This is a genomic window from Micromonospora purpureochromogenes (genome assembly GCF_900091515.1).
Lineage (GTDB): Bacteria > Actinomycetota > Actinomycetes > Mycobacteriales > Micromonosporaceae > Micromonospora > Micromonospora purpureochromogenes.
Genome location: NZ_LT607410.1, coordinates 4,140,479 through 4,159,819 on the forward strand (window position 1 = coordinate 4,140,479; position 19,341 = coordinate 4,159,819).

22 protein-coding genes are annotated in these 19,341 nt (G+C 74.7%); 5 read left to right on the forward strand and 17 right to left on the reverse strand.

The features are described 5' to 3' along the window. Positions 1 to 5 precede the first annotated feature (5 nt). The gene (locus GA0074696_RS19240) at positions 6 to 296 is read right to left on the reverse strand and encodes a hypothetical protein (protein ID WP_088962377.1); all 291 of its coding nucleotides are present in this window, start codon (positions 294 to 296) and stop codon (positions 6 to 8) included. Between the two features lie 221 nt (positions 297 to 517). Here GA0074696_RS19240 and GA0074696_RS19245 point away from each other — a divergent pair, with 221 nt between their 5' ends. Together GA0074696_RS19245 and GA0074696_RS19250 are read left to right on the forward strand one after the other, a co-directional pair. Continuing rightward, on the forward strand, positions 518 to 1,264 hold the full coding sequence (locus tag GA0074696_RS19245; RefSeq protein ID WP_088962378.1) for a PIG-L deacetylase family protein: 747 nt from the start codon (positions 518 to 520) through the stop codon (positions 1,262 to 1,264). 9 nt (positions 1,265 to 1,273) lie between these two features. Further along, the gene (locus GA0074696_RS19250) at positions 1,274 to 2,023 is read left to right on the forward strand and encodes a DUF72 domain-containing protein (RefSeq protein ID WP_088962379.1); all 750 of its coding nucleotides are present in this window, start codon (positions 1,274 to 1,276) and stop codon (positions 2,021 to 2,023) included. 61 nt (positions 2,024 to 2,084) lie between these two features. Here the strand turns inward: GA0074696_RS19250 and GA0074696_RS19255 are convergent, their stop codons facing one another. From GA0074696_RS19255 to GA0074696_RS19300, 9 genes are all read right to left on the reverse strand, one after another. Next, the gene (locus GA0074696_RS19255; protein WP_088962380.1) at positions 2,085 to 2,513 is read right to left on the reverse strand and encodes a DUF2267 domain-containing protein; all 429 of its coding nucleotides are present in this window, start codon (positions 2,511 to 2,513) and stop codon (positions 2,085 to 2,087) included. Positions 2,514 to 2,818: 305 nt separating this feature from the next. Beyond that, positions 2,819 to 3,691, reverse strand: a complete 873-nt coding sequence (locus GA0074696_RS19265; RefSeq protein WP_088962382.1) for a DUF72 domain-containing protein — start codon at positions 3,689 to 3,691, stop codon at positions 2,819 to 2,821. Positions 3,692 to 3,742: 51 nt separating this feature from the next. Beyond that, the gene (locus tag GA0074696_RS19270) at positions 3,743 to 4,141 is read right to left on the reverse strand and encodes a TraR/DksA family transcriptional regulator (protein WP_088962383.1); all 399 of its coding nucleotides are present in this window, start codon (positions 4,139 to 4,141) and stop codon (positions 3,743 to 3,745) included. Between the two features lie 116 nt (positions 4,142 to 4,257). Next, positions 4,258 to 4,977 carry a nucleoside/nucleotide kinase family protein gene (locus tag GA0074696_RS19275; protein ID WP_088962384.1) on the reverse strand — a complete coding sequence of 240 codons (720 nt, stop codon included), beginning with the start codon at positions 4,975 to 4,977 and terminating at the stop codon, positions 4,258 to 4,260. A gap of 118 nt (positions 4,978 to 5,095) precedes the next feature. Beyond that, complete coding sequence (locus GA0074696_RS19280) at positions 5,096 to 5,704, reverse strand: winged helix-turn-helix domain-containing protein (RefSeq protein ID WP_088962385.1); 609 nt, start codon at positions 5,702 to 5,704, stop codon at positions 5,096 to 5,098. A gap of 280 nt (positions 5,705 to 5,984) precedes the next feature. After that, positions 5,985 to 6,581, reverse strand: a complete 597-nt coding sequence (locus GA0074696_RS19285) for a winged helix-turn-helix domain-containing protein (protein ID WP_407940492.1) — start codon at positions 6,579 to 6,581, stop codon at positions 5,985 to 5,987. Between the two features lie 19 nt (positions 6,582 to 6,600). Beyond that, entirely contained in the window at positions 6,601 to 7,095 is a 495-nt protein-coding gene (locus GA0074696_RS19290) for a rhodanese-like domain-containing protein (RefSeq protein WP_088962387.1), read from the reverse strand. A 53-nt stretch (positions 7,096 to 7,148) separates the two neighbouring features. Beyond that, the gene (locus GA0074696_RS19295) at positions 7,149 to 7,598 is read right to left on the reverse strand and encodes a cysteine dioxygenase (protein WP_088962388.1); all 450 of its coding nucleotides are present in this window, start codon (positions 7,596 to 7,598) and stop codon (positions 7,149 to 7,151) included. 105 nt (positions 7,599 to 7,703) lie between these two features. Continuing rightward, the gene (locus GA0074696_RS19300) at positions 7,704 to 8,078 is read right to left on the reverse strand and encodes a cupin domain-containing protein (protein WP_088962389.1); all 375 of its coding nucleotides are present in this window, start codon (positions 8,076 to 8,078) and stop codon (positions 7,704 to 7,706) included. A 66-nt stretch (positions 8,079 to 8,144) separates the two neighbouring features. Between GA0074696_RS19300 and GA0074696_RS19305 the strand changes: the two genes are divergently transcribed. Together GA0074696_RS19305 and GA0074696_RS19310 are read left to right on the forward strand one after the other, a co-directional pair. Then, positions 8,145 to 8,351: an ankyrin repeat domain-containing protein gene (locus tag GA0074696_RS19305; protein ID WP_231925079.1), complete on the forward strand. Its 207-nt coding sequence runs from the start codon at positions 8,145 to 8,147 to the stop codon at positions 8,349 to 8,351. 9 nt (positions 8,352 to 8,360) lie between these two features. Beyond that, positions 8,361 to 9,305, forward strand: a complete 945-nt coding sequence (locus GA0074696_RS19310; protein WP_088962390.1) for a DUF3500 domain-containing protein — start codon at positions 8,361 to 8,363, stop codon at positions 9,303 to 9,305. Positions 9,306 to 9,311: 6 nt separating this feature from the next. Here the strand turns inward: GA0074696_RS19310 and GA0074696_RS19315 are convergent, their stop codons facing one another. The 7 genes from GA0074696_RS19315 to GA0074696_RS19345 form a co-directional block, all read right to left on the reverse strand. Continuing rightward, positions 9,312 to 10,070, reverse strand: coding sequence for a class I SAM-dependent methyltransferase (locus tag GA0074696_RS19315; RefSeq protein ID WP_088962391.1), 759 nt, complete (start codon positions 10,068 to 10,070; stop codon positions 9,312 to 9,314). Positions 10,071 to 10,215: 145 nt separating this feature from the next. Then, a complete protein-coding gene (locus tag GA0074696_RS19320; protein WP_088962392.1) occupies positions 10,216 to 10,719 on the reverse strand; it encodes a DUF2231 domain-containing protein in 504 nt (167 codons plus the stop codon). Between the two features lie 77 nt (positions 10,720 to 10,796). Continuing rightward, a complete protein-coding gene (locus GA0074696_RS19325) occupies positions 10,797 to 11,537 on the reverse strand; it encodes a GAF and ANTAR domain-containing protein (protein ID WP_088962393.1) in 741 nt (246 codons plus the stop codon). A gap of 176 nt (positions 11,538 to 11,713) precedes the next feature. After that, entirely contained in the window at positions 11,714 to 14,005 is a 2,292-nt protein-coding gene (gene secA2 / locus GA0074696_RS19330) for an accessory Sec system translocase SecA2 (protein ID WP_088962394.1), read from the reverse strand. A gap of 110 nt (positions 14,006 to 14,115) precedes the next feature. Then, the gene (locus GA0074696_RS19335) at positions 14,116 to 15,864 is read right to left on the reverse strand and encodes an ABC transporter ATP-binding protein (protein WP_088962395.1); all 1,749 of its coding nucleotides are present in this window, start codon (positions 15,862 to 15,864) and stop codon (positions 14,116 to 14,118) included. Positions 15,865 to 15,919: 55 nt separating this feature from the next. Continuing rightward, a complete protein-coding gene (locus GA0074696_RS19340) occupies positions 15,920 to 17,008 on the reverse strand; it encodes a zinc-dependent alcohol dehydrogenase (RefSeq protein WP_088962396.1) in 1,089 nt (362 codons plus the stop codon). Continuing rightward, positions 17,001 to 18,014 (reverse strand): Gfo/Idh/MocA family protein, encoded by a 1,014-nt coding sequence (locus GA0074696_RS19345; RefSeq protein ID WP_088962397.1) that lies wholly within the window; start codon positions 18,012 to 18,014, stop codon positions 17,001 to 17,003. Before GA0074696_RS19345 ends, GA0074696_RS19340 begins: the two co-directional genes overlap by 8 nt. A gap of 219 nt (positions 18,015 to 18,233) precedes the next feature. Here GA0074696_RS19345 and GA0074696_RS19350 point away from each other — a divergent pair, with 219 nt between their 5' ends. Next, positions 18,234 to 19,247 (forward strand): glucosyl-3-phosphoglycerate synthase, encoded by a 1,014-nt coding sequence (locus GA0074696_RS19350; RefSeq protein WP_088962398.1) that lies wholly within the window; start codon positions 18,234 to 18,236, stop codon positions 19,245 to 19,247. Positions 19,248 to 19,341: the final 94 nt, after the last annotated feature.

Here is a 19,341-nt window from a genome sequence, read left to right on the forward strand (position 1 = left end):
CGTCGTCAGCGCGCGCCGCCGTCGGCGCCGCCGTCCTGCTGGCCCGGGGTCGCACCGCCGTCGGCCGGACCCTCGGCACCACCGTCGGCGCCACCGTCCTGCTGGCCGGGGGTGGCGCCACCGTCGGCCGGACCCTCGGCACCCTGGTCGGCGCCCTGGTCGGCGCCGCGCTCCGCACCACGGTCCGCGCCGCCGTCGGCGCCGCCGTCCTGGTGACCGGGAGTCGCGCCACCGTCGGCCGGGCCTTCGAGGCCGCCGCCGCTGGTGGTCTGCATGTCGTCGTCGTTGAGTGCCATGGGTGCTCCCTCGGGTGTGCCGCCCCGCCGCAGGCGGGGTCCGTCGTGCAGCGGGTGGTACCCCACGCGCGATCTTCTCTAACCACACCGTAGACGGCGGGACCCGGCGGGCGGGACAGTTCGCCCGGCCCCGCCGGGGCGCACCGGCGCGCCGCGAACCGGGCGCGGCGGCGACGGCGGTGCCAGGATGGGGGGACGGCCCGTCCGGCAGGGAGGTCACCATGGGGCAGCCGCAGCCCGCACCGCTGACGCCGCTGGCCGAGGACTGGCAGCGGGCCCTGGCCGTGGTGGCCCACCCCGACGACCTGGAGTTCGGCGCGGCCGCCGCCGTCGCCCGGTGGACCGGGCAGGGCAAGGAGATCGTCTACTGCCTGGTCACCAGCGGCGAGGCCGGCATCGACGGGACGACCCCGGAGCGGGCCCGGGTGGTGCGCGAGGAGGAACAGCGCGCCTCGGCCGCCGTGGTCGGGGTGAGCACGGTGGAGTTCCTCGGCCGGCCCGACGGGCTGGAGTACGGCGTGCCGCTGCGCCGGGCGATCGCCGAGGTGATCCGGCGGCACCGCCCCGACGTGGTGATCACCAACAACTTCCGCGACACCTGGGACGGGGCGTACGCGCTCAACCAGGCCGACCACATCGCGACCGGGCGGGCCGTGCTCGACGCGGCCCGCGACGCCGGCAACCGGTGGATCTTTCCGGAGCAGCTGACCGGCGGTGTGGGGCCGTGGAACCGGGTCCGGGAGGTGTGGGCCGCGGCCTCGCCGCTGTCCCGGCACGGGGTGGACGTCACCGCCACCTTCGCCGCCGGGCTGGCCTCGCTGCGCGCGCACGACGCCTACCTGCGGGGGCTCGGCGACGGCGGGTTCGACCCGGCGGAGTTCCTGGAGAGCATCAGCCGCCCGGTCGGCACCCGGCTCGGGGTCCGCTACGGCGCCGCGTTCGAGGTCTTCCCGCTGGGCCTGCACTAGGCGGCAGCGATGATCCTGGTCGGCACCTCGGGATGGCAGTACCGCGACTGGCGGGAGCGCTTCTACCCGCCGAAGCTGCCGCAGCGGCTCTGGCTGGAGCACTTCACCACCCGGTTCGCCACCGTCGAGGTGAACAACGCCTTCTACCGGCTGCCCGAACGGGAGACCTTCGCCGCCTGGCGGGCGCGTACCCCGGAGGACTTCTGCGTGGCGGTGAAGATGAGCCGCTACCTGACCCACATCAAGCGGCTGCGCGACCCGGCCGAGCCGGTCGCCCGGTTCCTGGGCCGGGCCACCGCGCTCGGCGACCGGCTCGGGCCGGTGCTGGTGCAGCTCCCGCCGAACCTGCCCGCCGATCCGGCGGCGCTGGACGCCACCCTGCGCCTCTTCCCGGCCGAGGTGCGGGTGGCCGTGGAACCCCGGCACCCGTCCTGGTGGACGGCGCCGGTGCGGCAGGTGCTGGAACGCCGGCGGGCCGCGCTGGTCTGGGCGGACCGGCGGGGCCGGCCGGTGACGCCGCTGTGGCGCACCACGGACTTCGGCTACCTGCGGCTGCACGAGGGCCGCGCGCAGCCGTGGCCGCGCTACGGCCGGGCCGCGCTCGCCTCCTGGGTACGCCGCCTCGCCGAGACCTTCGACGACGCCGAGCCGGCGTACGTCTACTTCAACAACGACCCGGGCGGGGCGGCGGTGGTCGACGCCGTCGCGTTCGCCGGGCTGGCCCGCCGGGCGGGGCGCCCGGTCAGCCGGACGGCCTGAGGTGCCCGGGCCCGGAGCACGCGGCGGCCCGCCCCGCCGGAGGGGCGGGACGGGCCATGGGTCACGGCATCATCCGTTGCAGGTCACTGGGCATGGTGTCCTTCACGTCGTCCCACTGGCCCTGGGTCACGTGCCGGCTCAGGGCGTCCAGCACCACCTGCACCACGCGCTCGGTGCCGCCCTCGACGTCGTACGGAAAGTGCCGCCGGACCTCGAGAAGAAAGTCGTCCCGATTGAGCTTGATCGGCACGTCCATCGGCTTCCAGCCGTCGAAGTAGATCCCGCGGACCAGCACCGGCAACTGCGCGGCGAACTCCACGCTCTCCTGCACCGGCATCCGGTCGCGCAGCAGGTGCAGAACGGTGCGCAGCGCGCAGTAGGACTGGTTGCGTTGCTCCTTCGGCCAACCGTATGCCTGTTCGATGTCCTTGAGCATCAGGTTCGTCTTCTCCAAAGAGGACTCGAACGCCGATTTCAGCTGCTCAGCCATCTGTCCACCCCCGTGCGTCGTCTTCCCACCGTCGGTCGTCAGCGCGGCGCGGCGGCCCGCTCGGCCCCCGCCAGAGCCGGGTCGGCCGGAACCGCCCGGGTCGCGCGCGGGCGTTGCCGTCGGCCGTACCGACCACGTGCAGCACCCCGCCGCGTCGCCTGTCCGTCACGACCCGAACCGCCATGGGACACCTCCGTCGCTGTCGGCCTCACGTTCCGTCGGTCGACGGACCGCAGACACCACCATGCTGCGCGGCCAACGGGTGACCCGGCGTCACCCCGACCGGGTGAACTCCGGCGACCGCGTCAGCCGGCGTCGAGGAACCCGGCCAGGGTGGCGGCGTTGGTCTGGGCAAAATCGCGGTAACAATTGTTCATCAGCACGTGGGTCTGCCCGGCCGAGTCGGCCAGCTCGCGCAGCTTCGGCGCCCAGTCCCGCAACTCCCGGTCGGAGTAGTGGTAGCCGAACTTCTCGTGGATGTCCTTGCTGGTCCACTTGTCGCTGTGCCCGTGGAAGCGCACCACCGCGAGGTCCGCGGTGGCGGCCAGCACCGGGGGTACGGACGAGCGGTGCCCCTGCGGCATGTCCACGCAGACGTACGGCAGCCGGTGCTTGCGCAGGAAGGCCACGGTCTCGTCGGCGTTGGCGCCGTCGAACCAGGAGGCGTGCCGGAACTCGAAGACCGGCCGCAGCGGGCGGCAGCGCCGCTCCACCTCCAGCAGGTACTCCTTGTTCTCCCGCTTGATGGTGAACCAGGGCGGGAACTGGAACAGCACCGCGCCGAGCTTGCCGGCCGCCACCAGCGGGTCCAGCGCGGACAGGAACCGGGTCCAGACCTCCTCGTACGCCTGCGCGGGCAGGTCGTCCGGGTAGAGGTTCTTCTTCTCCGTCTCCGGGCGCAGGTCCTTGTAGAGCGCGGACACCTTCGTCGGGTGCCCGGTCAGCAGGCTGAACGCCTTGACGTTGAAGGTGAACCCCGCCGGGGTGCGCTCGGCCCACAGCTGGGCGGTCCGTTCGGCCGGCGGCGAGTAGTAGGTGGCGTCCACCTCGACCAGCGGAAAGCGCCGGGCGTAGTACGCGAGGCGCTTCTCCGGGGTGTCCGCGGTCTGCGGGTACCACCCGGACTCCAGCAGGGTCCGGTCGGTCCAGGACGCGGTGCCCACCTTGATGTCACCCATGCAAGGAGTTCACCGCGCCCGGAGCTGACCGGCAACCGCGACGCACGCCGCTCAGGCGGCCCGCCGCTCCCGCGTCTGCTTGCAGGCCACACAGGAGGTGGCCGACGGGAAGATCTCCAGGCGCTCGACCGGGATCGGCGCCGAGCAGCCCTCGCAGAAGCCGTAGGTGCCCTCTTCCAGGCGGGTCAGCGCGTGCTCGAACTGGGCGCGACGATCGAGGATCGTGCGCAGCAACGACTGCGCGGTGTCCCGTTCGGCGGTCTTGGTGCCGCTGTCGGCCTGGTCGTCGCCGGCGGTGTCACCGACCTCCACCAGCCGCAGCACCTGGCTCTGCGCGACGGCCTGCTCGTACTCCGCGGACAGCTCGTCGTAGCGGGCCTGCAGGGAGAGTCGGATCTGGTCGATCTCCGCCTGGGATCGGCCCGTTCCGACGGTGTCGTGGACGAGCATCGCTGCCTGCCTTTCGTGGGGCTCCGGCCCGGCCGGGCCGGTCGCCCGGATACGGTCCGCACGGGCGAGATCACCCGTGCTCTGTGAGCCGGGCGAATACCCACCTCCGCAGTGGATCAAACCGACGAGTTTTTCCGGCCTCGGTCGACCGGTTCGTCCGGCTCGACGAGGGCCGGGTGCCGCGGGTCGTCGGCCCGGACCACCACGTCGGCGAAGGAGGTCGGGTCGACCTCGTCGGCGTACCGGGCGAAGGCGGGCAGGGTCCAGCGCAGCTCCGGGTCGGTACGCCGGGCCAGGGCGGCCGGCGAGAGCGCCAGGTGCACCGCGACGTCGAAGGGCAGCCCGCCGCCGAGCAGCAGCGCCCCGCTGACCAGCAGCACCGCGCCGGGCGGCAGCGGGACGTACGCCGCCCGGCTGGCCCGGTCGGTCGCCGGGTCCCAGAGGGAGGGCAGCACCTGCCCGGAGCCGCCCGGGCCGGCCGGGTCGAGCACCTCGCGGCGCAGCCCGGCCTCGTCGGTCCAGCTCTCGTAGTACGCGTCCGGGTTGGTCCGGCCCTGCTCGAAGCGGATCGAGGCGGGCCGCAGGAAATCCTCGGCGCGCACGTGCAGCACCGGGCGGCCGAGCGCGCGCAGCGGGTCGACCAGCGCCTCGGCGAGGCGCTGCGGTGCGGCGGCCGGCGGGCCGTCGAGGGCGACCCGCAGTCGGCCGGGCCGGTCGGCCGCAGCGTCGGGGCCCGCACCGGTCACGGCCGGGAGGCCCGGCTCGGGGGCGGCGGCGAGGAGCCGCTCGGTCAGCTCGGCGACGAGCCGCTCGGGCGAGATGGGTCGGACGCGCATCCGACCATGGTGCCCCGGCCGGTCGGCCGGTGCGGTCGATGATGCCCCGGCCGCTCAGCCGGTGCGGTCAGTGCTGCCCCGGGCGGTCAGCCGGTGCGGGCGAGGGTGGCTCGGGCGGTCAGCCGGTGCGGTCGATGGTGACCCGGGCGTCGTCGGCGAGCCGGTAGCCGACCCCGTAGACGGTGGTCACCAGGGGGACGTCCACGCCGACCTTGCCGCGCAGCCGGCGCACGTGCACGTCGACGGTGCGGACCCCGGCGTGCTCGTAACCCCAGACCGCGTTGAGCAGCTGCAACCGGGTGAAGACCCGGCGCGGGTGGGCGACCAGGTGCAGCAGCAGGTCGAACTCCAGCCGGGTCAGCGGCAGCGGCTCGCCGTCGCGCAGCACGGACCGGGAGGAGGCCAGGATGTGCAGCGCCGGGATGGTCGGCGCGAGCGACCGGGCCGGGGACCGGCCGCCGGGCAGCGGCTCGGGCCACCGCTCGGCGGGGACACCGTTGGTGGTGATGGTGCCCTCACCGCGTTCCAACATCTCGCGGGCTGCCTCCAGCAGCCGGCGGGCCGGCGGGGTCAACGACTCCTCACACGCCAACGGGATGGACAGGGTCACGGTGAGCACGGGTGCGGCCGTGTTCGCCGGTCGGCGCTGGCCGCCGGGGGGACGACCGGGAACCGCAGGTTGGGACGTATGCCATCCGGCGCGCGACGAGGCGGGGCTGACCGACATGGTCCTCCTTGGCTGGTCCGGGTAAACCCACGGCCCGGGACGCCGCTTCATCGATGCTTCCCGGCCCCTGAGCGAGGGTCAAGGGGCGGCTACGTTGCATGAATGTGACAATTGACGAACACATCGCAGCCGAACCCTCGCTCTGCGTACGAGCCAGATGATTACAGCAGAGTCGCCGGGGCGGCCGGATACGGGGGGTACCCGCTCCGGTTCACATTGGCCGGTCCGGCCCGACGCACCAGCGCGGACGGTCCCCGGGGCGCGCCGCGCCGGCGACCGGTCAGCGGAACCGGTCGACCCGGACCCGGGTCTCGTCGGCCAGCCGGTAGCCGACGCCGTACACGGTGGTCACCAGCGGGGTGTCCGCGCCGAGCTTGGCGCGCAGCCGGCGCACGTGCACGTCCACGGTACGGGCCACGGCGTGCTCGTAGCCCCAGACGCTGCCCAGCAGCTGAAGCCGGGTGAAGACCCGGTGCGGGTGCTCGGCGAGGAAGAGCAGCAGGTCGAACTCGATCCGGGTGAGCGGGATCTCCCGGTCGCCCTGCCGGACCACCCGGGAGCCGGCCAGGATCCGCAGCGTGTCGGGGTGCTGGTCGGCGGGGGCCGGCGCGGGCACGGCCGGGACCGCCCGTACCGGCACCGGTTCGGCCAGCCGGACCACGCCCTCCCCCGCCTCGGCCAGCTCGCCGAGCAGGTCGACCAGGCGGGCCAGCCGGGGCGTCAGCGGCGCGGCGGCCAGGTCCAGGGTGATGGTCAGCGTCGGGGCGGGCCGGGGCCGGGGCGGCCCGGGCCGGTCGGAGCGGCCCGGCGGGTGCGGGCGCGAGGTGATGGCGACGACGGACATCGGTGCCTCCTGAGATGACGGGTCGTCCGCCACGCCCGGTGGAGCGTGGCGGTCAGCGCGGCGCCCGGCCGGCGGTCACCGGGGGCGCGGTGGCCGGGGAGCCGGCCGGCGGGGTCGGGCCGAGCGCGGGCAGGCCGGCGATGCGCCAGGCGACGAAGCCGCCGACCACGTCGGTGGCCCGGTGCAGGCCGAGGTCCTGCAACGCGGCGGCGGCCAGTGAGGACGTGTAGCCCTCCTGACAGATCACGACGACCGGCAGGTCGTAGCCGACCGCGTGGGGCAGCCGGGCCGGGCAGCGCGGGTCGAGCCGCCACTCCAACACGTTGCGCTCGATGGCCAGCGCGCCCGGCACGGTGCCGTGCGCGGCCCGCTGGGCGGCCGGCCGGATGTCGACCAGCAGGGCCCCGGCACGGTACGCCAGGTGCGCCGCCTCGGGGTCGAGCCGGCGCAGCCGGGCGCGGGCGGCGGCGAGGATCTCGTCGATGCCCCGGGATCCCGGTGGTGGCACCGGCGGGCTGTCGGTACTCGGGTGGTGCTGCTGCGGCATCCTCGCGGTCCTTCCAGGAACGAGCCGGCGGGTGGGTGTGGGGGCGGTGGGGGTCACCAGGCGACGCCGGCCTCGGCCACGTCGGCGACCCGCAGCCGGCCGGCGTCGAGCCGGTAGCGGGTCATCCGGCGCAGCGCGGGCCGGTAGACGTGGACGCTGACCGCGGGCTGGTGGGCGCGGTTGGTCACCACGTGCACGTGCCGCGGGCCGAACCGTCGCCCGGTCCCGGCGGCGAGGCGATGCCGGCGCAGCCGGGCACCGGACACCGTCTCCTCGGTGAGTTCACCGGCGACGACCAGGAAGGCGCCCGAGGAGCCGCCGTGGTCGTGCAGGTCGGTGCCCTGGCCGGGGAGCCAGCTCAACGCCCAGACCTCGTGCGTGTCGGTGCCGGCGAGCCGGGCGTACCAGCGCTCGACCGGGTCGAAGCGCAGCGGCACCGGCCAGCCGGCCGGGTCGGCGTACGAGGCGGCGACGGCGAGCAGGTCGGTGTGCGGGTCGGTCATGGCGGTCTCCCGTGGTGATGCGTCCGGCCACCACTATAGGAGGCAAAGCCTATAGGTTTAGTAGGTAATACCGGATGCTGGGACGGGGACCGGATCCACCGGGGATCAGCGCGAGACCGGCGGGTCCACCCGGTAGCCCGGCACCGAGGGCCAACGCACGGTCAGCACCACCGACGCCTGCTCGGCGTACCAGCAGTGGTCCACCCCGCGGCCCCACACCACGTAGTCGCCCGGCGTGCCCAGCACCACCGTCCGGTCCGGGAACTCCACCCGGAACCGGCCGCTGACCAGAACCAGCAGCGCGATCCGCCGCTCCCGGGTGGCCCACCGCGAGCGGGCCTCCCCCGGCGGGTGCACGCCCCACTTCACCTCGACCTCGGCGCTGTGCCGGGGATCGCCGGCGGGCATGAAGTGCCCGAGCAGCCAACCGGCGTTGGTGGCACCCTCCACACCCGCGTTGCCGACGTACACGTCGTCCATGGCCCTCCCGTCGTGGGCAGGCAAGCTACCAGTCCGCCGGGCGCGGCGGCCGACTAGCCTGGACGGGTGACCGACGACCTGGACGCCGAGACGCTGGCCTTCGCCCATCGGATGTTCGACCTGGCCCGCGCCGGTCAGACCGAGGAGCTCAGCGGCCACGTCGAGGCCGGCCCGCCGGTGAACATGACCAACGACAGGGGCGACACCCTGCTCATCCTCGCCGCCTACCACGCCCACCCGGCGACGGTGGCGGCCCTGCTCACCTCCCGCTGAGGCGACACCATGGACGATCCCGTACCGGAGCGGATGCGCACGGCGGCCGGCGCGCTGCTGGCCACGCTCGACGAGCCGGCCCGCGCCGCCGCCGGGCACGCCTTCGACGACGAGGGCCGGCGGTGGCTGGAGTACCGGCCCCGGCCCCGCCCGGGGGTGTGCCTGGCCGACCTGGACCGCGCCGGGCGCAAGGCGGCGCACCGGCTGCTGGCCACCGCGCTGAGCCCACCCGCGTACGCCCAGGCGATGACGGTGGTGGCGCTGGAGGAGGTGCTGGACCGGGCCGAGGAGTGGCGGCGCGGCCGGCACAGCGGCGACTACTGGGTGGCGCTCTACGGCGACCCGGCCCGCGACGACCGCTGGGCGTGGCGGTTCGAGGGGCACCACCTGTCGGTGAGCATGACGGTGGTCGACGACGAGGTCTCTCCCGCCCCGCTCTTCCTCGGCGCCAACCCGGCCACCGTCCGGCACGCCGGACGGCCCGTCTCCCGCCCGCTCGGCATCGAGGAGGACCTCGGCCGGGAGTTGCTGGAAGCGATCGGGCCGGCCGGGCGGGCCGCCGCGATCATCGCCGACGAGGCCCCGGCGGACATCGTGAGCGCCACCCGACCGGCGGTCGACGGGCCACTCACCCCGCTGGGCGTGCCCGGCGACCGGCTCGGCGTCACCGGCCGCGCCCTGCTCGACCAGCTGGTGGCGCTCTACCTGGACCGGCTCCCCGGCGAGCTGGCGGTCCGCGAGGCGGACCGGCTCGCCGGCGGCGAGCTGCACTTCGCCTGGGCCGGGTCGACCCGGCCGGGTGGGCGGCACTACTACCGGGTGCAGGGTGACGACCTGTTGATCGAGTACGACAACACCACCGAGGACGGCAACCACGCGCACACGGTGCTGCGCCGCCCGGCCGGCGACTTCGGCGCGGACGTGCTCGCCGCCCACCACGCCCGCGCCCACTGACGCCGGTCAGGCCGGCCGGACCGCCTCGATCAGGAACCGGCGGGCGTGGGCGACGAAGGCCCCCTCCGCGCGGATCCGCCGGTCCAGCGCGGCGAGCTGCGGCCGGTGCCGGTCCACGTCGAAGCTCGGCGCCGTCCAGACGACCTTGCGCAGGAACCAGACCACCGCGCCGACGTCGTGAAAGACCGCCCGCAGGGTGGCCTGTTCGAGGCGGACCACGGACAGGCCCGCGGCCCGGGCGGCGGCCACGGCCCGCTCCGGCTGCCGGCTGGTCGCCGGCGGCAGCGGGCCGAGGATCGCCTCGCTCAGCTCCCGCATCGTGCCCGGGCCGATCTGCTGGGACAGGTACGCCGCGCCGGGGCGCAGCACCCGGGCGATCTCGGCCCAGCCGGTGGCGACCGGGTGCCGGCTGGTGACGAGGTCGAAGGAGGCGTCCCGAAACGGCAGTCCGGACGCGGGGCCGACCTGGACGACGGTGGCGCCGACCCGGCGCAGCGTACGCCGGGCGACCGCCACGTTCGGCGGCCAGGCCTCGGTGGCGACTAGCAGCGGTGGCGGGGCGGGCGCCTCGGCCAGCACCTCTCCCCCGCCGGTGTCGACGTCCAGGGCGGCGGAGACCGCCGCCAGCCGGGCCGCCACCAACCGGGCGTAGCCCCACGGCGGGCGTTCCTCGGTGGCCCGGCCGTCGAGCCAGGAGAAGTCCCAACCGTGCACGGGCGCGGCCGCCGCCTCGGCGACCAGTTCGGCGAAGGCCCGCTCTGCCATCCGGCCACCCTGCCGGACCCGAGGGCTGGCCGACAACCGGATTCCGCCGGCCGCGTCGACTCCAGGTCGGGGAGTCGCCCCGCCGCCCCGGGGGGACACCGCCCCGTCGCCGACCTGGGCCGGTGGCCCGGCGCGGGCGGCGGGATCAGGCGCGGGGGCGGATGATCTCCACGGTGGCGGCGGCGGGCACGCCCGCCAGGGCGTCGAAGCCGCCCGGCTCACGGCGGCCCGCGTCGAACTGGCGCATCAGGCGGGCGCCCAACCGGACCCCGACCGCACCGACGGCCAGGCCGACCAGCTCGGTGATCACCAGGACCGCGGTGGCGCCGCGCTGCGGCGCGTCGGCCCGGATCAGGCAGGCCAGCAGGAACAGCGCGGCCATGCCGGCGTTGACCAGGTTGAAGGTGACCATGGTGCGGCGGGTCCGGCCGGCCCGGACGTCCCACAGGTCGACCATGCCGGCCACCCCCGCGAGCGCGGCGGCGACCAGGGCGGCGACCGCCGTCCAGTAGCCGACCTCGCCGAGGAAGGCCGGCCCGCCGGCCACGTCGGCGAGGTCGAAGAGGACCGCGCTGACGAAGAGCCCGAACGGGAACGTCACCAGCATCGGTTGGATCGGATGCCCCTGCACCCGCAGCCGGCTCTCCATCGGTTCCTCCCCCAGGTTTCGTGTCAGCTCACGAAACCAGGGTGCTACCCGGCCACCAGTCCGGCGAAACGACGCGCTCAACCCTCCCGGGGACGCGACACCGTCGCGACCAGCCGCTCGGCCACCTCGCGCAGCGGGATGTCCAGCGAGGAGGCGGCGTTGCGCAGCACGTCGAGGGCCTCCGGCGCGGGGCACCCGCGCTGGGTCATGATCACCCCGACCGCCTGGCCCACGACGCCCTCCCCCAGCAGCGATTCGTCCAGCTCACCGGCGCGCTCGGCCTGCTTGACCCGGTCGCGCACCGCCGCCAGCAGCAGGCCGGCGTGCTCGGCGAGCAGCATCGCGGTGAGCTGGTGCCGGGTGGTGAAGGTGCCGGCGGAGTCGGTGTAGAGGTTGATCACTCCGATCGCCTGCTCGTCGACGTCGACCGGCGCGGAGATCACCCCGCGCACCCCGAGGCCCCGCGCCCGGGCCGTCCAGCCCGGCCAGCGCTCCTCGACGGCGAGGTCCGGGGCGAAGGTCATCTCCCGGCGGCCGATGGCGCTCATCGCCGGCGACTCCGGGCCGTGCCGCAGGTCGTCCAGCTCCGCCAGGCCGGGGTCGGAGGCGGCCACCCCGGCGGGCTCCCCGGCGCGCAGCGCGGTGAAGCCGCACCAGGTCACGTCCGGTACGGCGTCCCGGGCGATCCGCACCAGCCGGGCCAGCGCCTCGTCGAAGTTGTCGGCCGCGATCAGGCCGGCGGTCAGCTCGCGCAGCAGGCCGGCGGTCTCCAGCACGCCGAGGGTGTCGATCATCGGCTCCCGCATGTCCAGGTTCACCGGCGCACGGCCCCCGCGCGCCGACCGACCCCGTCGTCCGGCCCCATTGCCTGTCCCATCGTGTGATCTCCCCTGACTCATGAGCCCCGGGCTTCTACCCTCGCAAACCAGGATCGAAACCGCGTAAAGGGGACCTCCCGGCGTGGACCCGCGCCGGAAGGGACCCCGGTGACCGCTCAGCGCGCGGCGGAGAGCCGCCGGCCGATCGAGGCGATCAGCCGGTCCAGCTCAGAGCCGAACGGGTTGTCGTGGACCAGGTACGTCCAGGTGGCGGTCGGCCGCACCAGCTTGGCGGCGTCCGGCTCCCAGTCGGCGTCGAACTCGGTCTCGGTGAAGGTGGCGATGGTGCGGGTCTCGATCTCGGGGACGAGGTTGTTGAACGCCGGCACCGCCGACCGGTGGAACTCGTCCAGCGGGTCGAGGCGGCCCAGCGCCCGCAGGTGCACGCCCTCGCGGACCTCGGAGAGCTCGGCCAGGTGCTCGGCCCAGAGCCGGTCGAGGTGGTAGAGGGCGATCGACCGGGCCACCCGGGCGAGCAGGTCCTCGTCCATCTCGCCGGCCTTGTCCGGCACCCGGTCGAGCAGCATCAGCGCGGCCACGTCGCTGGTGAGCAGCCGCTCGCGGCGCTCCGCCAGCGCCTTGCGCTGCTGCTCGATCACCACGCTGTACCGCCAGGTGTTGCGGTGGATCTCGTGGTTGACGCCCTCGGCCACCCGCTGGGCGTGCTCCACGGCGTAGTCCACCTGCTCGTCGGTGACCAGGCCGTCGGCGTTCATCCGCGGCGAGGCCGGCACGATGTCGCCGGCGTGCCGGACCACCAGGTCGTCCTCCAGGCTGACGAAGAAGACCGAACCACCCGGGTCGCCCTGCCGGCCGGCCCGGCCGCGCAGCTGGTCGTCGACCCGGCGGCTGTCGTGCCGGCCGCTGCCGATCACGTACAGGCCGCCCAGCTCGGCCACCCGGTCCCGGTCGCTCTGGTCGCTGCCGCCGAGGCGGATGTCCACGCCCCGGCCGGCCATCTGGGTGGAGACGGTGACCGCGCCGTACGCGCCCGCCTCGGCGATGATCGCCGCCTCCTCGTCGTCGTTCTTCGCGTTCAGCACGACGCAGGGCACCCCGGCGGCGTGCAGGCCGGCGGCCAGCCCCTCGGACTCCTTGACGTCCAGGGTGCCGACCAGCACCGGCCGGCCGGCGCGGTGGCAGCGCGTGATCTCGTCGATCAGCGCCTCCTCCTTCTCCGCCCGGGTGGCGTAGATGCGGTCCGGCTCGTCCTCCCGCACGCAGGGGGTGTTCGGCGGGATCACCGCCACCTCGAGGCCGAAGAACTCGCGCAGCTGGTCGCCGACGAGCACGGCGGTGGCAGTCATCCCGCAGACGGTCGGGTAGAGCGCGACGTACGCCTGCACGGCGACGGTGCCCAGCACCTCGCCCTCGGCCGTGGCGTCCAGGCCCTCCTTGGCCTCGACCGCCGCCTGCAGGCCGTCCGGCCAGCGGCGGCGCTGGGCCACCCGGCCGCGCATCTCGTCGATCAGCTCGACCGAGCCGTCCCGGACGATGTAGTCCACGTCACGGTGCAGCAGGGCGTGCGCGTGCAGCGCCACGTTGACCGCCGAGAGCTGCCCGACGTGCTCGGTGTCGTACAGGTCGATGCCGCCGAGCTTGGCCTCGACGGTGGCCAGGCCGGCGGCGGTGAACGCCACGCTGCGGCCGTCCTCGGCGACGGTGTAGTGCTTGCCCTTGCGCAGGCCGCGCACCAGCGCCGCGGCGGCGTGCGCCGGGTCCTGCTCGCCGGCGACCGCGCCGGCGAGCACCATCGGCACCCGGGCCTCGTCGATCAGGATGGAGTCGGCCTCGTCCACGATCGCGGTCTTCAGCGGCGGCTGGACCCGGTCGGCGAGGTCGGTGACGAGCTGGTCGCGGAGGAAGTCGAAACCGGCCTCGCTGACCGCGACGTAGGTTACGTCGCAGGCGTACGCGGCGCGCCGCTCCTCGGGGGTGGAGGCCTCGTTGACCCAGCCCACGCTCAGCCCGAGCAGCCGGTAGACCGGCGCCATCCACTCGGCGTCGCGGCGGGCCAGGTAGTCGTTGACGGTGAGCACGTGCACCGGCCCGTTGCCCAGCCGGACGTGCCCGTACGCGGCGATGGTGGCGGTGAGCGTCTTGCCCTCACCGGTGGCCATCTCGGCGACCTTGCCCGACAGCAGCGCCATCGCTCCGAGCAGCTGCACGTCGTACGGCCGCTGGTCCAGCCCGCGGCGGGCGGCCTCGCGGCCGATCGCGCAGATCTCGGCGTACTCGGTGGCGGTGCCGGCGGCCTCGGTCAGCTCGGCGTCGTCGAGGGCGGACAGCTCGTCCTCGCGCGCGGCGATCTGCGGCAGCAACTTCTCCAGCGGGGCCAGGTCGACCGTCGTCCCCGGGCGCTGGAGGAACCGCCGGAACCTGCTCTTCAACCGTTGCGACACACCCATGAGCGGCAACGGTACGCGAACCGGCCGGGCCGGCGCTGCCCGGCTCGTCCGGGGCGTCCCGGGTGTCCCCGTCCCGGCACGTCCGGGCAGGTCAGGGGCGGCGGGTCGGGTCAGCTCACCAGCAGCTGGTGGGCGGCCAGCTCGCGGTAGAGCGGACTGGTGACGGTCAATTCGTCGTGGGTGCCGACCGCGACCACCCGGCCGCCGTCGAGCACCACGATCTGGTCGGCGTCGACGACGGTGGCGAGCCGGTGCGCGACGATCAGCAGGGTGCGCCGCACCGCCACCGCGTCGATGGCCCGGCGCAGCGCCGCCTCGTTGCGCGCGTCGAGGTTGCTGGTCGGCTCGTCCAGCAGCAGCACCGGCGGGCCGGCGAGCAGCGCCCGGGCGATCGCCAGGCGCTGGCGCTCGCCGCCGGAGAGCAGCACCCCGCCCTCCCCCACCTGCACGTCCAACCCGGCGTCGGTGCGCTCGGCGAGGTGGCCGAGGTTGACCTCGTCGAGGACGGCGAGCAGCGCGGCGTCGGTCGCGTCCGGGGCGCCGATCAGCAGGTTCTGCCGCAGCGTGCCGGCCAGCACCGGGGCCTCCTGCTCGACGTAGCCGAGCCGGGCCCGCAGAGCGTCGCGGGGCAGCCGGCGCACGTCGACCCCGTCGAGCCGCAGCGACCCGGAGTCGAGCTCGTAGAAGCGCTCCACGAGCGCGAGCAGGGTCGACTTGCCGGCCCCGGAGGGGCCGACCAGGGCGGTGCGGCTGCCGGCCGGCACGGTGAAGCTCACCTCGTGCAGCACCGGGGCACCGTCCGGGTAGCCGAACCCCACCCGGTCGAACTCGATCGCCGCCGGCCGGCCGGCGGGCGGGGTCGCCGCCTGGTCCGCGCCGTCCCCGGCGTCCTCCGCGGGTACGGCCAGCACCTCCTCGATCCGCTGCAACGCGCCCAGCCCGGTCTGCAACTGGGTGTACGCGTGCACCGCCTGGCCCAGCGGCAGGACCAGGAAGAACAGGAACATCACGAAGGCCACCAGGTCGCCCACGGTGATCGCCCCGGCCGCCACCCGGGCCCCGCCCACGCCGAGGACCAGCAGGAACGCGCCCTGGATGGTGACCGTGCTGACCGGGCCGACCACCGCCTGCACCCGGGCCACCCGCAGCCCCGCCGCGTACGCCTGGGCGGCGCTGGAGCCGACGGCCTCGGCCTCGCGGTGCTCGGCCCGGGCGGCGCGGATGGTCCGGGCGGCGGAGATGGCCCGCTCGACGGCGGAGGTCATCTCCCCGACGCGCTCCTGGGCGGCGCGGGACAGCCCGCGCACCCGGCGGGCCACGGTGAGCGCGAAACCGACGCCGGCGGCCAACCCCAGCAGGGTCACCCCGAACAGCACCGGGTCGAGCAGCGCCATCGCGCCGGCCGCCCCGACCACCATCACCGCGCCGGTGACCGTCTCGAAGAGCCCGGAGGTGACCACGGCCCGCAGCAGGGTGGTGTCCGAGCCCACCCGGGAGAGCAGGTCGCCGGTGCGGCGCCGGTCGTACTCGACGATGGGCAGCCGCAGCAGGTGCCCGGCGAGCCGGCGCCGGGTGCCCAGCACGACGCCCTCGGCGGTGCGTTGCAGTAGGAAGTCGCGCAGGCCGCCGAGGGCGGCGCCGGCCACCACCAGGGCCACCAGCGCCGCGACGAGGCCGGCGACCGGGCGGGCCGCCGCCATCCGGTCGAGCACCTGGCGGGTGAGCAGCGGCTGCGCCAGCGCGGCGCCCGCGCCGGCCAACGACAACGCGCCCACCACGGCGAGGGTGCCGCGGTGGGCGCGCAGGTACGGCAGCAGGGCGGCCAGGCCGGCGGGTCGGCGGGCGGCGACGGTGGTCATGGGCCCGACCGTAGCCGCCCGCGCCCAGCCGGGTGCCGGGTGCCGGGTGCCCGACTCAGCCGGTCAGCACCACCTGGAGTTCCTGCCGGCGACGCTCGGCCAGGTCGGTCAGCAGGGCGGGCGCCTCCTCCATCGGCACCACCGCCGAGACGAGGTGCTTGCGGATCACGTCGCCGTACTGCCGCAGCAGCTCGATCGTCTCGGCGGAGAGCCGTTCCCGGTCCCAGGTCGGCGTCAGGCCGCGCGGCACCCGCCCGATCTGGGCGCAGCGCAGCGACAGCCCGTTGTGGTGGAACTCCTCGCCGAGCCGGACGGCGTCCGCGCCGTCCTGGTAGAAGGCCAGGTCGATCACGGTGCCCTGCGGACGCAGCAGGCGCAGCGCCAGGTGCAGCGCCCAGGCCTGGCCGCGACACTGGAACACCACGTCGGCGCCCCGGTCCCCGGCGGCGTGGTTCCACCGGGTCTTGAGCACCACCGCCGGGTCGTCGGCCTCCGGGTCGAGCGTCTCCAGGCCGAGCGCCTCGGCGACCTGGCGGCGCTGTGGCGTCGGGTCCAGCACCACCACGGAGGCGGCGCCGTGCCGCTTGGCGAAGAGGGCGGTGAGCAGGGCGACGACGCCGCTGCCGACCACCGCGACCCGCCGGCCGCGCACCCCGTCGCCGAGCGAGCGCACGTCGGTGCCGCACAGGTCGGCGGCGGCGTGCAGCAGGCCGTTGGCGCAGATCGGGCCCATGTGCGCGACGTAGATGCCGAGCAGCGGATCGAGGTCGTCGGGGAGCGGGACGAACCGCTCGGCGACCGGGTCGGCGACGTAGCCGGTGCGGTGGCCGTAGGTCATGGCGCCCACCGTGCCGACGGCGACGGCCGGGGTGCGGCTCTCCACCACCCGGCCGACCTGCATGTAGCCGAGCCGGTTGACCGGGTACGGGGTGCTCGCCGCACCGGGCTGGAACAGACAGAGGTCAGGGTTCCAGGTGACGTTGAGGTACGGGTTGGTGCCCTTGACGAAGCTCAGTTCGGTGCCGGCGGAGATGCCGCTGTAGAGGGTCTCCACCCGGAAGGTGCCCTCGCGTAGCTCCGCGGCGTCCTGTTCGGCCAGTTCGACCGCGCCGGGGCCGCTGACCACCACGACCTTGTCACGCATCGACACTCACCGCCGTGGTGGCCAGCGGCCGGGACGCCGGGCCGGTCGGCAGGGTCACGGCGCGCCCGGTACGGGCCGACTCGGCGACCGCGAGGGCCAGCCGCTGGGTCCGCATCGCCTCGGCGTACGGCACCCGGACGTCGTCGCCGACGCCGGTCACCGCGTCGATGAAGGCCCGGTCGACGGCGATCCGGGCACCGTCCGGGTCGGATTCGATCCGGCGTTCCCCGTCGGCGTCGCGGATCACCAGGCCGTCCTCGGCCAGCGACAGCGCCAGGCCGTCGGCGAGGATCTCCAGCCCCGCCCGGTGCTTCCAGGTCAGCACGCAGGCCGCGGCGAGGGTGCCCACCGCCCCGTTGGCGAAGCGCAGCGCGGCCGCGGTCACCGAGTCGATGTCGGCGCCCTCGACCGGCGGCGGGTTGCCGTCGCCGTACGCGGTCACCTCGACCACCTCGCCGACCAGCGACCGCACCAGGTCCAGCACGTGCGCGGCCTGCTCGACGACCGGGCCGCCGGAGCGGTCCCGCACGGCCCACCAGGCCACCGGGGGGACCTTGTCCAGCCAGGAACCGTTGACCATCCGCACCGGGGTGTCGGCCAGCAGCTCGCGGGCCTGCTCCACCACGTGCAGGTAGCGCCAGTGGTGCCCGACGGCGGTGAGCAGCTGCTTCTCCTGCACCAGGGCGGCGATCCGTTCGGCGGTGTCCAGGTCGACCGCGACGGGCTTCTCCACGAACATCGGGACGCCGGCGGCGATGATTTCCTCCTCCACCGGCCCGTGCGCGAACGGCGGCACGCAGACGTACACCGCGTCCGGTCCGGCGGCGAGCAGTTCGTCCACGTCGACGAAGCTCCGGCCGCCGTACGCGCCGGCCAGCTCCGCGGCCGCGTCCCGGGACACGTCGTGCACCCCGAGCAGCTCCACGTCCTCGAAACCGCTCAACACGCGGGCGTGGCGTTGTGCCACCCCACCGGCCCCTACCAGTCCCACCCGGCACCTGCGCATTCCACCGACCCTCTCGACGCTGTTCTCCGACTCGCGGGAACAGCACTCCCCGCACCGCCCGAACGCGAAACCCCGGGCGTTCGGCAACGAACCGTTCATCTGCCGGGAACCGGCTGGTGCACGGTCCGTGATCAAGCTGTTAAGCATGATCCGGTTAGCGCGCGGCCGGAGATGGGAAAACCAACTCCGCGTTTTCCGCCACGATCTGGGGGTGTGCCAGTGCGGGATACAGATTCGATCGTCTCACCAGTGGTGGAGGCATGGGCGACTTACCGGACGACTTCGGCCGACGACTGGCCGACGCGGCGGCTGATGCGGGCCAAGGGTGACACCCGGGTCAGTGTGGTGCTGCCCGCGCGCAACGAGGAGGTCACCGTCGGCGCGATCGTGTCGACGATCCGCGAACACCTGATGGACCGGGTCGCCCTGGTCGACGAGCTGATCGTGGTGGACTCCCGGTCCACCGACCGGACCGCGCAGGTGGCCCGGGCCGCGGGCGCGGAGGTGGTCAGCCAGGACGCGATGACCCGGGGGCTGCCCCGACTGACCGGCAAGGGCGACGCGCTCTGGGCCGGCCTGGCCGCCGCCGAGGGCGACGTGGTCGCCTTCATCGACGCCGACCTGCGCGAGTTCCGTCCGCACTTCGTGACCGGACTGATCGGACCGTTGCTGACCGATCCGTCGGTGGACTTCGTGAAGGGCTTCTACCACCGGCCGCTGGTCGGCGCCAGCAGCGTGGAGGCCGACGGTGGCGGGCGGGTGACGGAGCTGATGGCCCGCCCCCTGCTCAACCTCTTCTGGCCGGAGCTGGCCGGTTTCGTGCAGCCCCTCGCCGGCGAGTACGCCGGACGCCGGGAGGTGCTGGAGCAGGTGCCGTTCGTCTCCGGCTACGGGGTCGAGACGGCGATGCTGATCGACCTGCTGGAGCTGGTCGGCCTCGACGCCCTCGCCCAGGTCGATCTCGGCGAGCGCAAGCACCGCCACCAGGACACCGCGGCGCTGGGCCGGATGTCCGCGCAGATCATGCACACCGCCTGGTCACGGTTGCAGCGCCGCGGCTGGGCCAGCCCCGGCACCATGCCAGCCACCATGCTGACCCAGTTCCGCCGGGGCGGCTCGGAGGCGCTGCCCAACCTGGACCGGGAGATCGTGGTCAGCGACGTCTCGGTGGCCGAGCGCCCGCCGCTGGCCGAGCTGCGGCACCGGGTGCCGCGCCGGCGGGTGGCGGCGTGAGCGGCGGGTCGCCGCGACGGGTACCCGACGGCCGGCACGAGCCGGCCGGGGGCGGAGAGCGGAGGGCCGACCGGCTCGCCGCCGAGGGAAGGAC